Origin of the sequence: Kribbella jejuensis (genome assembly GCF_006715085.1) — a bacterium.
GTDB lineage: Bacteria > Actinomycetota > Actinomycetes > Propionibacteriales > Kribbellaceae > Kribbella > Kribbella jejuensis.
The window spans coordinates 2848531-2861119 of the sequence record NZ_VFMM01000001.1 but is presented as its reverse complement, the minus strand read 5'-3'; the positions used below and the strand labels follow the sequence as shown (position 1 = coordinate 2861119).

Here is a 12589-nt window from a genome sequence, read left to right as displayed (position 1 = left end):
ACGACTGACACGGTGTCCGAACGCTTACCCGTTGTCACTGACTAACTGATCCAACAAGGATCTGTTACGATTTCGTGTATTAACGAATGGCGATTCACAAACTCGGAGGCGACCGGATGGCCCGGCCACGGCTGGTCAGCGACGACGTGATCCTCGACGCGACCCGCGAGGTGCTGGCCGAGCTCGGCCCGGTGAAACTGACCCTCGCGGCGGTCGGGGCCCGCGTCGGTCTGGCGCCACCGACCCTGATGCAGCGGTTCGGTTCGAAGCGCGGTCTGCTGCTCGCGTCCGCCGCCCGCTCGCCGGTCATGGTCCAGCGGCTGGCCGAGCTGGTTGCCGGCCGCAACACCTCACCGCTGGCCACGCTGCGGGACTTCGCGCTGACCGCGGTCGCGCACATAGACAACCGCGAGCAGCTCGGCAACGGTCTCGGTTTCGTCCAGCTCGACGTCGCGGATCCGGAGTTCCGGCAGCACGCGCTGGCGCACTCCGCCGCGATCGTCGACAGCTGTGACCGGTTCTACCGGGCGGCGGTGGCGGCGGGCGAGCTGCGCGCGGACACCGACGTGCCGGCGCTGGCGCGGCACACCCTTGTCTGTTTCAACGGCGCGCTCCAGGTCTGGGCGGTGAACGGCTGGGGCTCGCTGACCGAGTTCCTCACCGAGCAGCTCGACCTGATGATCGCGCCCTATCTCATCCAGGAGTAGCAGTGTTCTTGCGGGTGGCGGTCTTCTACCTGGCCACGATGATCTTCAGTGGGATCCTGAACGCGCTGCAGGCGGCGACCGGTCCGAGTCCGGACCTGATCCAGCTGGTCCAGTTCGCGCCGGCGCTCGGCGTGGGCGTGATGTTCCTGCTGTTCCGCCGTACGACGCGCGTCGACGCGCGGTTCACTCCGGTGCGGCTCGCCGCCGGGCGGAGCGTGTTGGTCATCGGCATCGTGGTCGCGGTCATCCTGGTGTCGGTGCTCGTCCACGTGGTCGCAGGACGGTCGTGGCGGACGGACCATCTGCCGTTCCCGTTCTGGACGTTGGTGATCACCATGATCGTCGGCGCGGCGGGCGAGGAACTCGGCTGGCGCGCGTACCTGCAACCGTATCTACAGACGCGCTTCTCGGTACTGCGTTCCTCGCTGATCGTCGGCGTGCTGTGGGGCTTCTGGCACATCGGTGGATTCGCCAACGGTCTCGTCTACATGGGCCTGTTCGTGGTGATGGCGATCGCGTTGTCCGTGGTGATGGGCGCGGTGCTCCAGGGCGCACGCCGTACCAACCTCGTCGTCGCGACCGCGGCACACGCCGCCGTCAACCTCGCGCTGATCCTGCTCTTCGACGAGGAGAACGGCGACGTGTTCGCGATGGCGGTGCTCGCCGCGGTCTGGACGGTCGCGGCGGTGGTCCTAACGCAGGTACGACGCACCGTTGAAGTCGAGGACCGCGCCGCTGGCCCAGTTTGCGTCGGCTGAGGCGAGCCAGTAGATCGCGTTCCCGACCTCTTCGGCGGTGGCGACCCGGTTGAACGGGCTCTGTGCCCGGATCGCGTCGCCGCCGGGGCCGGCCAGGAACGACTCGGTCATGTCGGTGGCGATGAATCCGGGCGCGATTGACGTCACCGTGATGTCATGTGGTGCCAACGAGGCCGCGAGCGACTGGCCGAGGGCGTGCAGCCCGGCCTTAGAGGCGCCGTACGCCGGTACGTCGGGCTCCCCGCGGTACGCGCCGCGGGACCCGACGTTGACGATCGCGCCCCGCCGTACGCCGTCCGCGGGGTCCTTGTCGAGCATCTGCCGGGCCACGCACCAGGTCACATGTGCGGCCCCCTCCAGGTTGACCGCGAGCGTACGGCGCCAGGTCGCGACCCATTCGTCGTACGCCGTCTCGGCCAGCGGGTGACCGACCCGCCGCGAGCCCGCGACCGGCTCGTCCACGAACATCGCGGCGTTGTTCACCAGGACGTCGATCCGCCCGAGCGCGGCGGCCGATTCCTCAACCAGGGCAGGGATTGCGGCCGGATCACCGAGGTCCGCGGCGATCACCGCATGCCCGTCGCCGGGTAGCGCGGCCCGCACGTCCTCGGCCCGGTCGACGGCGCCGCGGCAGTGCAGCACGACCCGGTCGCCCGCTCGTGCGAACGCCTGCGCAGCGGCTGCCCCGACACCCCGGGACGCGCCGGTGATGAGCACTCCTCTGGACACTGATCCTCCTTGGTCGACTGCACGCCATTCTGCCCTTGGCGGCATATTGACATCAGAGAGGGTTGACAGTGACGTCACGATGACGTCATGATTGCGTCATGGAACTTGACCACTACCTCGAGTCGGTCCGGCGGAGCGTCGAGAACGCGACCGCCCTGGCCGACGAGCAAACTCGCTCCGTGGCACAGCGCCTCGGGGCCACGCTGGATGACGCGGGCCGCCTGGCCCTCATCTCAGCCCTGTCCGACGCCGCCGGGGAGATCAGCCGCGAGCTGTCCCCGGGTTCGGTCGAGCTCCGGATGGCCGGCGGCCGCCCGGAGTTCGTGGTCACGCCGGCGCCCAGCCAGCTGACCGGACCGGACGAGATCGAAGACGACATCGAGGACGAGGCGGACGCCGACACGGAGCACTTGGTGCCGGACGCCGACGAGCCGACCGCGCGGATCACGCTGCGGCTGCCGATGTCGATCAAGAACAAGGTGGACGAAGCCGCCGACGCCGAGGGCATCTCGTCGAACGCGTGGTTGATGCGGACAGTGATGACCGAGCTCAGCGCCGGTCGCCGCGGTGGTCCGCGCCCGCCGCGTCCGCCGCGTCCGCCGCGTGGTCCGGTGTTCGGCCCGGACGGCCCGCTGGGTCCGAACGGACCGCTCGGCCCCGACGGTGTCTTCGGCCCGAACGGCGTGTTCGGCCCGCACGGACCGTTCGGTGAGGAAGGCCTGTTCGGCCCGGACCGCGGCCGCGACCGCCGCCGGGACGAGCGGGAGCGCCGCCGCGAGGACAAGGACCGCCGGCGGGACGACAAGGAACGGCGTCGTGGCCACGGCCCGGGCCAGCGAGTGACGGGATGGGCGGAATGAGCGACCACAGCGCGACCCAGTTCATCGACGACGAGAACGAGCGGATCGACCGGATCCGGATCGACATCGGCTCCGGCCTGGTCGAGATCGGGCCCAACCCGGACGGCGACGGCACCAGCGTGTCGATGGAGGTCGACGGTGACGACGACGGCGTGATCTTCGAGGTCAACGGCGGCGAGCTGATCATCGAGAGCCCGCAGAACCTCCGGCGTGGACCGGAGATCACGGTCCGGATCGCCACCGCCGGCGTCCTCGACGCCCGGGTGAAGACCGGGTCCGGCGACATCGTCTCCGAGGTACCGCTCGGATCGGCGCGGCTCGCGACCGGCTCCGGCGACGTCCGGCTGAGCCGGGTCGAGAACGAGCTCGGCATCACCACCGGCAGCGGCGACGTGAAGGTCGAGAGCGCCGCGAGTGCGGTGCGGGCCAGTACCGGCTCGGGTTCGATCGACATCGAGGAGGCCGAGGACGCGCTCGGGCTGAGCACCGGCTCCGGCGACGTCACGATCGGCGACGCCGCCGGTCCCACCTCCGTCAAGGTCGGCTCGGGTGACATCACCATCGAGCGGATCCGCGACCACTCGGTCGCCACCTCCGGGTCCGGCGACGTCAAAGTCGAGATCGCCGACGGGCCGAGCGTCCAGGCCGAGACGGCCCGGGGCGACGTACAGATCGGGGTCCCGGACGGACTCCCGACGTACCTGGACCTGAAGACCGTCACCGGACGGATCCGGTGTGACCTGCAGCCCGGCGAGAAGCCGGCCGAGGGCGAGCGTGCCCTGATGCTGCGCGCCCGCACGGTCTCCGGCGACATCACCGTCGTCAAGGTCTGATCGGGCGCCCGGCGCCTGTCGGACCGCGGCGGCCGGGTTCGTTGTCTTGATGTAGGTCCTGCCACTGGGGGTGGGACCTGCGGTTCAGCACTGCCAAAAACAGCACGGGGACTATCCGAGGGGAGCACCATCATGATCAGCGAACAGCAGGAAGTTGCCAGGCACCGGGTCGCCGAGCACCTGCGGGTGGCCGAGGCGCGGGCGCACCGGAACGAGGGCAAGATCCGCCGCACCCCTCGGGAGGGGCTGGCGGGCGCACTGCGCCGGCTGGCCGACCGGCTGGAGCCGGCCTCCCGGGCGCTGACCGAGCCGGCAGCGCGGGTGCTGAGCGAGCCGCAGCCGCGGCGCCGCGGGACCGGCCTCTCGATCGTCCGGTGACCCGGGTGCCGATGACCGGGGTCGCGATCGTCGGAGTGCTCGGGCGGTTGGGGCTGGTCGGAACGCACGGCGGCGGGTGACGGCCCGGGAACATTGCAGGTTCGTGCAATGCCTGTGGATAACTTCCGGGCCGACCCGTCGGCACTGCTAGCGTTCAGTCGATCATTTTCGGCGACCTGGGAGACAAGCCAACGATGTTGCGTCCGATGGTGGCGACCACAGCTGTCACTGCAGCCCTGCTTCTACTGGCCGGTTGCGGCGGCAACGACAAGAAGTCCGATTCGGGTTCCGGCACCAACGGCAGCGGTTCCACCAGCTCGCCGACGCCGAGCGCACCGAGCATCCCCTCCTTCGACCCGCCCAAGGCTTTCACCGCCGCCGCGGCGTTCCCGGTGCCGAAGGTCCAGACCCGCGAGATCTACGACGAGGCCAAGGTCGGCATGGTCGGCCCGGTGGCGCTGATCGGCCACTACGACGGCCTGATCGGCAACAACATCGCCGACCCGAGCAAGTCCTGGACAGTCAAGTCGACCACGACGGACACCACGACCGTCAGCGGCGTGACCGCGCCGGTCGGCGTCAAGCTCGACGGCAAGGACGTCGCGATCGTCGCGTACGCCGAGGCCGACAAGGGCAACGGCACCCAGAAGCCACAGGGCCTGGTGCTGATCCAGTGGATCGACGTCGACTCCGGACAGAAGGTCGCCGAGATCTCCGCCCCGGTGAGCACGGTGGACGGGACCGGCCCGACCGCGGCCGGCACGCCGAACCTGACCTCGCTGCAGTTCGACCCCGACAACGGCCAGGTCGCAGTCGCAGGAAATGCGAATGGCAGGGTCACGGTGTTCGCGGACCCCAAGATGCAGAAGGCGACCGTCATTCCGGGCGTCAGCGCGGCTGCGGTGCACGGCGGTGTGGTCGCGGCGGTGAAGGCGTCGAACAACCAGTCCACCGCCGACGGGACGGTCGTGCTCGCGGACGGCGCGAGCGGCAAGATCACCAAGCAGATCCCGCTGAAGCAGGTCGCGCTGTCCGCGATCGCCGGCGGCGCGAAGCACGCCTACTTCTACGGCACGGTGTACAAGGAGAGCTCCACCGGCACCGACGAGGTCGGTTCGCTGTTCTCCGTCGACCTGGCGAGCGGGGCTGTGGTGAAGTCGGCGCCCGGACTGTCCGCCCGGGACTCCGGCGGCTACGGCTGCGTCTGGGACCAGGCGACCTCGATCGTCTGCCGGGAGAACCAGCCCACCGGCCCGCAGGAGATCCTCGGGTTCGACGACACCACGGGCAAGAAGGTCTGGGGCTGGAACAGCCTGTCCGGCGAGCGCGTCGTACCGGAGGTGACTGCGGCGCTGCACGGCGTCGTCTACGTGCAGACCGAGAAGCAGGCGGTGCTGCTGGACGCCAAGACCGGCCAGGACCTGCCGAGCCCGACACCTTCCGCGACCCCGAACGAGACCAGCCCGTCCACCGGTGGCACACCCTCGGACAGTGGCTCCCCGACGGCCGGTGATACCCCCTCCGACAGCGGTACGCCGTCGCCGTCGGACGGTTCGACGCCGGGCGGCAGCGACATGAGCCAGTACAACGGCACCCCGGAGTCGCCGGACGCGGTCTCGCCGTACGGCGGTGTCTACACGCAGTTTCCGACCAGCAACGGCCTCGATGTCGAGACGGTCGCCGTCTACCTGAAGCCGACCGCCTGAGCCGTCGAAACAGAGGGCCCCGGGGTTCCCGAGGCCCTCTTTCGTTGGTCAGATCTCGGTGCGGTGGAAGTTCATGTAGGAACGCGATGGTGTCGGCCCGCGCTGACCCTGGTAGCGGGAGCCGTACTTGGCCGAGCCGTACGGGTTCTCCGCGGGCGAGGACAGCCGGAAGAAGCACAGCTGTCCGATCTTCATCCCGGGCCAGAGCTTGATCGGCAGCGTGGCGACGTTCGACAGCTCCAGCGTCACGTGGCCGGAGAAGCCGGGGTCGATGAAGCCGGCCGTGGAGTGCGTCAGCAGACCGAGCCGGCCCAGCGACGACTTGCCCTCGAGCCGCGCGGCGACGTCGTCGGGGAGCGTGACCAGCTCGTACGTCGACCCCAGGACGAACTCACCGGGGTGCAGGATGAACGGCTCGTCGCCGTCGGGCTCGACCAGCCGGGTCAGGTCCGGCTGTTCCTCGGCGGGGTCGATGTGCGGGTACCGGTGGTTCTCGAAGACCCGGAAGAACCGGTCCAGCCGTACGTCGACGCTCGACGGCTGCACCATCGCAGCATCGAACGGATCCAGCTGGACCCGCTTCGCGTCGAGCTCGGACAGGATGTCGCGATCGGAGAGCAGCACGGTCGCACGTTAGCAGCGTGCTGCTCATCCGCACAGCGTCAGTACCCCGGGGCCGGTGCTGGTGATGGAGTCGTCCGGAGCCCTCAGCTCTCCGGCGGGGCCGCACCACCAGACCTGGGCCTGAGGCAACTATCGTCAGTTGGCCAGCTTGTTGAACTTCGACACCTGACCGGCGAAGGTCTTGACCTGCGCCGGCGACCAGTCCTTGAGCAGGTCCTCGATCACCTTGTGGCGCTTCTTCCGAGCCGCCGACAGCTTGCGCTTGCCGGCCGCGGTCAGCGTCAGCAGGGTCGCCCGGGCGTCGGACTTGTCGGCCGCCCGCTTCAGCAGACCCTCTTCCTCCAGGCGCGCGCAGGCCCGGCTGACCGGACCCTTGTCGACCTCGAGAGCGGCGACCAGGTCGGCCATCCGCACCGGCGCCAGCTCTTCCACGTGGTTCAGCAACGCGTACTGTGCCGGCTCCAGGTCCGGGTGCGCCTCGTCGGACAGCGTCCGCTGCAGCCCGCGCAGCCGGCGTGCCAACGTGACGAGCTCCTTCTCCAGGTTGTCCACCGCGTCACTTGCGTCTGTTGCCACCGTTCACCCCTTCATCCAGTTGCCCCGCAACCATCGTCCGGTCCAGGACCGCCATCCTCACGTTGCGCAAATGTTGCCCCCGGCAACGCGTTCTAATCTGCCAGAAGATGACGAACCTGCCCAGTCCTGAACGTGCCCTTTGTGGAAAACTGCCCAGGAAGGCCCGCTGCAAACCGCCCGCACAGCTCTTTTCGATGCATCCGGCCACCTTTTTCCGGGCATCCGGCTGACACCGCAGCAAAGCTCCTACCGGCCGCCGCAGGCCGGCGCCCTGCCTGGAAGTAGTCAACTGCTTCCGCCGCGCGGACCCGGCGTGCTTGCCGCCCCCGACATCGGCTATGCTCTTCTCCGCTGCCGGGAGACCGGCCAGGCGGGTGTAGTTCAATGGCAGAACATCAGCTTCCCAAGCTGACAGTGCGGGTTCGATTCCCGTCACCCGCTCCACAGTTCGGGCTCAGGTCGGAGATGGTGTCCGCCGCTTGGTGTGTTCTGGCATATCGTGTGGCCGCATGAGCCACGAGCAGCCGCCCCAGTTCCAGGCGCCGGAGTATCAGCAGGCACAGTTCCAGCCGTCGTACCAGCAGCAGGTTCCTAGCGGGATGCTGCAGTTGACGATCCAGGGGAGTGCGCTGACGTCCAACATGATCCCGCCGACGGTGTACCTGAACCGTTACCCGGTGCCGGTGAAGTACGGGCGCAACGACATCCCGGTCTTCGCCGGGCCGCTGCACATCGACATCCATTCGCAGTGGATCCGGACCTACGGCCAAGCATCACTCGACTGCACAGTGCAGCCGAACCAGGCCGTGCCAGTCTTCTACGCGTCGCCGTACCACCAGTTCATGTCCGGCAGCATCGGCCACACCAAGGTCAAGCGAAAAGGCCTCGGCGTACTCCTCGGCGTTGTCGGCGCGATTCTGGCAGTGGTCGTTCTGGTGAACGTGCTCGCGGCGCTCGGCTGAGACGGTCGCTCAAACGATTGACCTAGGCAGATGTTGCTTAGGTCAACCGTGTTGAGTCAGATGATCGGGCCGGTGTTGATCGACGTACTGGCCTGGGCGCCGATGAACGGGTTGTTGACGGCCCACAGCACGCCGGGCTGGTAGTTCGGTACGTCGAAGTCGCACACCACCCAACCGCCGGCCGCGCCGCGGGTATTGAAGCACTCGCGGTACCACTTGGTGTGGCTGGGCAGCGACTTGATCGTGCCGGCCGCGGACTGGCCGTTCGCCTTGGTGTCCTTCACCCAGACCTTGTCCGAGCCCGACTGGTAGCACGCTTTCGCGCCGGTTACCGACACGCAGGTGACCCCGGACGGCGGTGCCCCGCTCGGCGTACCCGTCGCTGCCGATGCCGCCGTCGCCGTACCGGCCGTCATCGCCAGCCCCACCAGCGGAACTGCCATCAGCACGCGCCACTTCTTCATGCAGTACTCCTCAACTCCCGCAACCGCGACATCGCGATCCGGGAGTGCGTTGTCCGTTTCGGTCGAGCCAGAGAATACGCAGGGCGCCGGCTCGCACCGGGGTGGTTTCCACGTGACATCTCCCACGTGCGCGCCATCGACCAAATGCGGTCGCGTGGTTGGTGCCTCGGGGTGGAGGCCAAGTCCAATCAGCAGTCTCCAGTCCGCCGTGCCTGGTGAGCTACTGGTCGCGATCGTCGGCATCGGTGGCACACTGGGTCGAGGCCAGTTCGTCCTGCGCCGAGTGCCTGACTCAGCCACTAATTTTATATTCTTCTTTCTTCTCTTTGTTCTCCCTTATTTCTGAAGGGTCTGTTCTCCAGTCCGTATCTAGTGTCGTGAGTCGGTAATTCGTTGGCAGTATGCGGCGAGGGTGTCGAGGATTTGGTCGGCGGTCTTGGTCCAGACGAAGGGTTTGGGGTCTTCGTTCCAGGTGTTGATCCAGGCGCGGACGTCGGCCTCGAGTTCGGTGACGCTGCGGTGGGCGGAGCGGCGCAGTTTGCGGTTGGTGAGTTCGGCGAACCAGCGTTCCACCAGGTTGAGCCACGACGAGCTGGTGGGGGTGAAGTGCAGGTGGAACCTGGGGTGGCGGATCAGCCATTCCTTCACCTTGGGGGTTTTGTGGGTGGCGTAGTTGTCCAGCACCAGATGCAGGTCGAGGTCTTTGGGCACGGCGGCGTCGATCAGTTTCAGGAAACGCAGGAACTCCTGGTGCCGATGCCGGCGGTAGTGCTGAGCGATCACCGACCCGCTGGACAGATCCAGGGCGGCGAACAGGCTGGTGGTGCCGTGCCGCACGTAGTCGTGGGTCATCCGCGCCGGTGTCGTTGGCATCACCGGCAGGATCGGCGCCGTCCGGTCGATGGCCTGCATCTGCGACTTCTCGTCGACTGCGAGCACCAACGCGTTCTCCGGCGGGCTCATGTACAGGCCGACGACGTCGCGGACCTTGTCCACGAATAACGGATCCGTGGACAGCTTCCAGGTCTCGATCGCATGCGGCTTCAACCCGAACGCCCGCCAGATCCGCGACACCGCCGACTGCGACATCCCCGTCGCCGACGCCATCGACCGGGTCGACCAGTGCGTGTCCTCGCCCGGCGTGGACTCCAGCGTCTTGGTGATCACCTGCTCGATGTCGTCGTCGGTGATCGTCCGCGGCCGGCCCGGCCGCGGCTCGTCCGACAACCCGTCCAGCCGCTCGGCCAGGAACCGCGAACGCCACTTCGACACCATGTTCCGCGACACCCCGACAGCCTCAGCGACCTCGCCGATCGTGCCGCCGTCAGCACACCGCAACACGATCCGGGACCGCAACGCCAATGCCTGCGACGTTTTCCGTCGCCTGGACCACCCGGCCAGCACCGACCGCTCCTCGTCGGACAACACCACCGGATCAACCTTCGGGCTCGGCATCACCACAGCATACCGACTAACACCGAATTACTGACTCACGACACTAGCTGCCGTAGACCTCGAGTTCGACGATGCGGGAGTAGGTGTGGTCGTTGCCGTCCAGGCAGAGGATGCGGATGGCTTCGGCTTGGGTTGGGGGGAAGGTGGATGTGACGTGGCCGGCGGTGTTGCCGCGGACCTGGGCGACCGTTTGCCAGGTGCCGTTCGACTTGATCTGGACGTCCCAGTCGCGGAGGCCGTTGACGCGGGCCGGGTACTTCGTGGAGTCCAGGGTGTAGAGCTCTACCCGGTTGACGGTGGCGGGCGCCGACAGCGCGACGTCGTACGTGTCGGGGAAGACTGCGCGGGTGCCGTCGTTCCAGCCGGTCAGGGTGTCCCAGTGTTCGGAGTCCTTGTCGCCGTCGACCGCGCCGCAGAGGGTGAAGTTGCCGTGGGTGGACGACGCGATCGCCTGCTCGCCGAGAGCCAAGTTGTCGCCGGGACCTTTCGGCGGCAGTGGTTCGACGGTCACCGGTACGTCGACCCGCTGCTGGTCGACCTCGACGCCGAGCTGGTACGTGCCGGGCTCGGCGTCCCGCGGGACCCGGACCTCGACCGGCGCAGATACGGGCTGGTCCGGGTCGACTGCGGGCAGCCACGACGAGAAGATCGTCCGGGACAGCTGCAGCGGACCGGTCGGCTCGAGCGTCAGGTCGGCGTACCGCGGCTGGGCGCCGGTGTTGGTCATTGTCAGGTTGAGCAGCCCCGGGAAGCATGGGAGGCCGACCACGCTGAGCTGCTCCGGGGCAACGCTGACCGCCACATTGGAAGTTGCCGAAGGCATCGAACCGGAGCCGAGTAGGCCGGCGGCGACCAACGTGCCGGCCGCGACCACGGTCTGGCGAGGGAGTTTCATGCCTGTACCTCCGCGATGCCGGGCCGGCCGTCCTCGACGAGGAGTTTGGCGCGGGTGCTGACGGTGCCGTTCTGGACGGAGACCTTGTCGACGACGCGGTAGTCGGAGATCCACCGCTGCGGCGTGATGCTGCAGCTGACGTAGCCGCGCTGGAAGTTGCCGAACTTCATGTGCGGGTTCTCCCGGAGCAGGGTCGCGCCGCCGGGGTCCAGGTCCTGGCCGTCGATGCCGGACGTGATCGACGTACCGACGAACTCGGCGCCGACGGTCGGGGACGCCGGATCGGTGAAGTCCAGCTTCAGGTCCGAGGCCACGCTGCGGTGCAGGTCGCCGGCGATCGAGACGAGGTTGCGGACCTTGCGCTGCGCGGCGCCGCCGAGAACGCGGTTCCGGGACGCCTCGTATCCGTCCCAGGTGTCCATCGGGACCAGCACCCCCGGCCCGTCCTTCGTGTCCAGCCGGGCGATCGCGGTCTGGTGGGCGAGCACGTTCCACCGGGTCTGCGACGCCGCCCAGCCGTCGAGAAGCCACTTCTCCTGCGCGTCGCCGGTGATCGTCCGCGAGGGGTCGGCGGTTTCCGGACCGGGCGCCTTCGTGCCGTCGCCGTACGCCTGGTCGGAGCGGTACTGACGTGTGTCGAGCACGCTGAACTCGGCCAGCCGCCCGTACCGGATCCGCCGGTACAGCTGCATGTCCGGGCCGCTGGGCAGTTGCGCGAACCGCAGCGGCATGTGTTCCCAGTACGCCCGGAACGCGTTGGCCCGGCGTACCAGGAACTGGGCCGGCGGCGCGCTCGGATGCGCCTCGTCGGCCCAGTTGTCGACGACCTCGTGGTCGTCCAGCGTGACGATCCACGGCGCGACCGCGTGCGCCTGCTGCAGATCGGGGTCCATCTTGTACGCCGCGTAGCGCAGCCGGTACTCGTCCAGCGTCACGGTCTGCTGGGTGATGTACGGCTCGCTCGAATGCGGGCGGATGCCGCGGTCGATGCCGAACTCGTAGATGTAGTCGCCGAGGAAGAACACCACATCGTGGTCGCGCTGGGCCATGTCGGCGTACGCCGTGTACCAGCCCTCCCACCACGCCTGGCAGGACGCGAACGCCAGCGACAGCTCGGACAGTTGGGTGTCGTACGCCGGTGCGGTCTTGGTCCGGCCGACCGGGCTCAACTGCCCGTTCACGCGGAAGCGGTACCAGTAGTGCCGCCACGGCCGCAGCCCGCGGACGTCGACGTGCACCGAGTGGCTGGACTCGGGCCTGGCCTTGTACGAGCCGGCGCGGACGACGCGGTGGAACTGCTCGTCCTCCGCCACCTGCCACTGGACCTCGGCCGGTCGCCGGTCCATCCCGCCGAACGGCGCGAGTGGATCAGGGGCGAGCCGGGTCCAGATCACCACCGCGTCCGGCAACGGGTCGCCGGACGCGACGCCGAGCGTGAACGGGTCCCGCCGGTCCGGCCGGCCGGTCCAGCCCGCCGCCGCGGCCCGGATCTCCGGAAGACTGCCGCTCAGCGCGAGCGCCGCCGCGGCTCCGCTGACCGTGAGGAAGTTTCGTCGACTGCTCAACATCGGCATCCACCCACCCGATCATCCCGAGGTGATCACATCCGTAACGGGAGATTACGAGAAGTTCACACGATCGG

General features: G+C 68.2%; 14 protein-coding genes and 1 tRNA gene. 8 read left to right on the top strand and 7 right to left on the bottom strand.

The features are described 5' to 3' along the window. Positions 1-86 precede the first annotated feature (86 nt). Positions 87-707, top strand: coding sequence for a TetR/AcrR family transcriptional regulator (locus FB475_RS14085; RefSeq protein ID WP_141856142.1), 621 nt, complete (start codon positions 87-89; stop codon positions 705-707). Between the two features lie 2 nt (positions 708-709). Next, on the top strand, positions 710-1465 hold the full coding sequence (locus FB475_RS14080) for a CPBP family intramembrane glutamic endopeptidase (RefSeq protein ID WP_141856140.1): 756 nt from the start codon (positions 710-712) through the stop codon (positions 1463-1465). On the opposite strand, the gene FB475_RS14075 is transcribed toward FB475_RS14080, so the two are convergent. Next, positions 1400-2194 carry an SDR family NAD(P)-dependent oxidoreductase gene (locus tag FB475_RS14075; protein ID WP_141856138.1) on the bottom strand — a complete coding sequence of 265 codons (795 nt, stop codon included), beginning with the start codon at positions 2192-2194 and terminating at the stop codon, positions 1400-1402. The genes FB475_RS14080 and FB475_RS14075 overlap by 66 nt on opposite strands. 98 nt (positions 2195-2292) lie before the next feature. Between FB475_RS14075 and FB475_RS14070 the strand changes: the two genes are divergently transcribed. From FB475_RS14070 to FB475_RS14055, 4 genes are all read left to right on the top strand, one after another. Further along, complete coding sequence (locus FB475_RS14070) at positions 2293-3054, top strand: hypothetical protein (protein ID WP_141856136.1); 762 nt, start codon at positions 2293-2295, stop codon at positions 3052-3054. Then, entirely contained in the window at positions 3051-3887 is an 837-nt protein-coding gene (locus FB475_RS14065) for a DUF4097 family beta strand repeat-containing protein (RefSeq protein ID WP_141856134.1), read from the top strand. Before FB475_RS14070 ends, FB475_RS14065 begins: the two co-directional genes overlap by 4 nt. A 132-nt stretch (positions 3888-4019) precedes the next feature. Next, positions 4020-4265: a hypothetical protein gene (locus FB475_RS14060; protein WP_141856132.1), complete on the top strand. Its 246-nt coding sequence runs from the start codon at positions 4020-4022 to the stop codon at positions 4263-4265. A 194-nt stretch (positions 4266-4459) separates the two neighbouring features. Then, entirely contained in the window at positions 4460-5971 is a 1512-nt protein-coding gene (locus FB475_RS14055) for a YncE family protein (RefSeq protein WP_141856130.1), read from the top strand. Between the two features lie 48 nt (positions 5972-6019). Here FB475_RS14055 and dcd read toward each other — a convergent pair whose 3' ends face one another. Together dcd and FB475_RS14045 are read right to left on the bottom strand one after the other, a co-directional pair. Next, a complete protein-coding gene (dcd, locus tag FB475_RS14050; RefSeq protein ID WP_141856128.1) occupies positions 6020-6595 on the bottom strand; it encodes a dCTP deaminase in 576 nt (191 codons plus the stop codon). 135 nt (positions 6596-6730) lie between these two features. After that, a complete protein-coding gene (locus FB475_RS14045; protein WP_141856126.1) occupies positions 6731-7171 on the bottom strand; it encodes a MarR family winged helix-turn-helix transcriptional regulator in 441 nt (146 codons plus the stop codon). 370 nt (positions 7172-7541) lie between these two features. Here FB475_RS14045 and FB475_RS14040 point away from each other — a divergent pair. Together FB475_RS14040 and FB475_RS14035 are read left to right on the top strand one after the other, a co-directional pair. Next, positions 7542-7615: transfer RNA gene (locus FB475_RS14040), tRNA-Gly, on the top strand. Positions 7616-7680: 65 nt separating this feature from the next. Continuing rightward, on the top strand, positions 7681-8133 hold the full coding sequence (locus FB475_RS14035; RefSeq protein WP_141856124.1) for a hypothetical protein: 453 nt from the start codon (positions 7681-7683) through the stop codon (positions 8131-8133). Positions 8134-8189: 56 nt separating this feature from the next. On the opposite strand, the gene FB475_RS14030 is transcribed toward FB475_RS14035, so the two are convergent. The 4 genes from FB475_RS14030 to FB475_RS14015 form a co-directional block, all read right to left on the bottom strand. Continuing rightward, positions 8190-8597: a hypothetical protein gene (locus tag FB475_RS14030; protein ID WP_141856122.1), complete on the bottom strand. Its 408-nt coding sequence runs from the start codon at positions 8595-8597 to the stop codon at positions 8190-8192. A 369-nt stretch (positions 8598-8966) separates the two neighbouring features. Beyond that, positions 8967-10052, bottom strand: coding sequence for an IS630 family transposase (locus FB475_RS14025; RefSeq protein ID WP_141852145.1), 1086 nt, complete (start codon positions 10050-10052; stop codon positions 8967-8969). Between the two features lie 43 nt (positions 10053-10095). Continuing rightward, positions 10096-10947 carry a galactose-binding domain-containing protein gene (locus FB475_RS14020; protein ID WP_185759242.1) on the bottom strand — a complete coding sequence of 284 codons (852 nt, stop codon included), beginning with the start codon at positions 10945-10947 and terminating at the stop codon, positions 10096-10098. Further along, positions 10944-12521: an alkaline phosphatase D family protein gene (locus FB475_RS14015; RefSeq protein WP_141856120.1), complete on the bottom strand. Its 1578-nt coding sequence runs from the start codon at positions 12519-12521 to the stop codon at positions 10944-10946. The genes FB475_RS14020 and FB475_RS14015 overlap by 4 nt, the downstream gene beginning before the upstream one ends. Positions 12522-12589 lie beyond the last annotated feature (68 nt).

Excerpts from the sequence above, each read along its gene's own strand:
- FB475_RS14015 (WP_141856120.1), bottom strand. The coding sequence starts at position 12,521 with ATGCCGATGTTGAGCAGTCGACGAAACTTCCTCACGGTCAGCGGAGCC.
- FB475_RS14020 (WP_185759242.1), bottom strand. The coding sequence starts at position 10,947 with ATGAAACTCCCTCGCCAGACCGTGGTCGCGGCCGGCACGTTGGTCGCC.
- FB475_RS14060 (WP_141856132.1), top strand. The coding sequence starts at position 4,020 with ATGATCAGCGAACAGCAGGAAGTTGCCAGGCACCGGGTCGCCGAGCAC.
- FB475_RS14070 (WP_141856136.1), top strand. The coding sequence starts at position 2,293 with ATGGAACTTGACCACTACCTCGAGTCGGTCCGGCGGAGCGTCGAGAAC.
- FB475_RS14055 (WP_141856130.1), top strand. The coding sequence starts at position 4,460 with ATGTTGCGTCCGATGGTGGCGACCACAGCTGTCACTGCAGCCCTGCTT.
- FB475_RS14085 (WP_141856142.1), top strand. The coding sequence starts at position 87 with ATGGCGATTCACAAACTCGGAGGCGACCGGATGGCCCGGCCACGGCTG.
- FB475_RS14035 (WP_141856124.1), top strand. The coding sequence starts at position 7,681 with ATGAGCCACGAGCAGCCGCCCCAGTTCCAGGCGCCGGAGTATCAGCAG.
- FB475_RS14025 (WP_141852145.1), bottom strand. The coding sequence starts at position 10,052 with ATGCCGAGCCCGAAGGTTGATCCGGTGGTGTTGTCCGACGAGGAGCGG.
- FB475_RS14065 (WP_141856134.1), top strand. The coding sequence starts at position 3,051 with ATGAGCGACCACAGCGCGACCCAGTTCATCGACGACGAGAACGAGCGG.
- FB475_RS14030 (WP_141856122.1), bottom strand. The coding sequence starts at position 8,597 with ATGAAGAAGTGGCGCGTGCTGATGGCAGTTCCGCTGGTGGGGCTGGCG.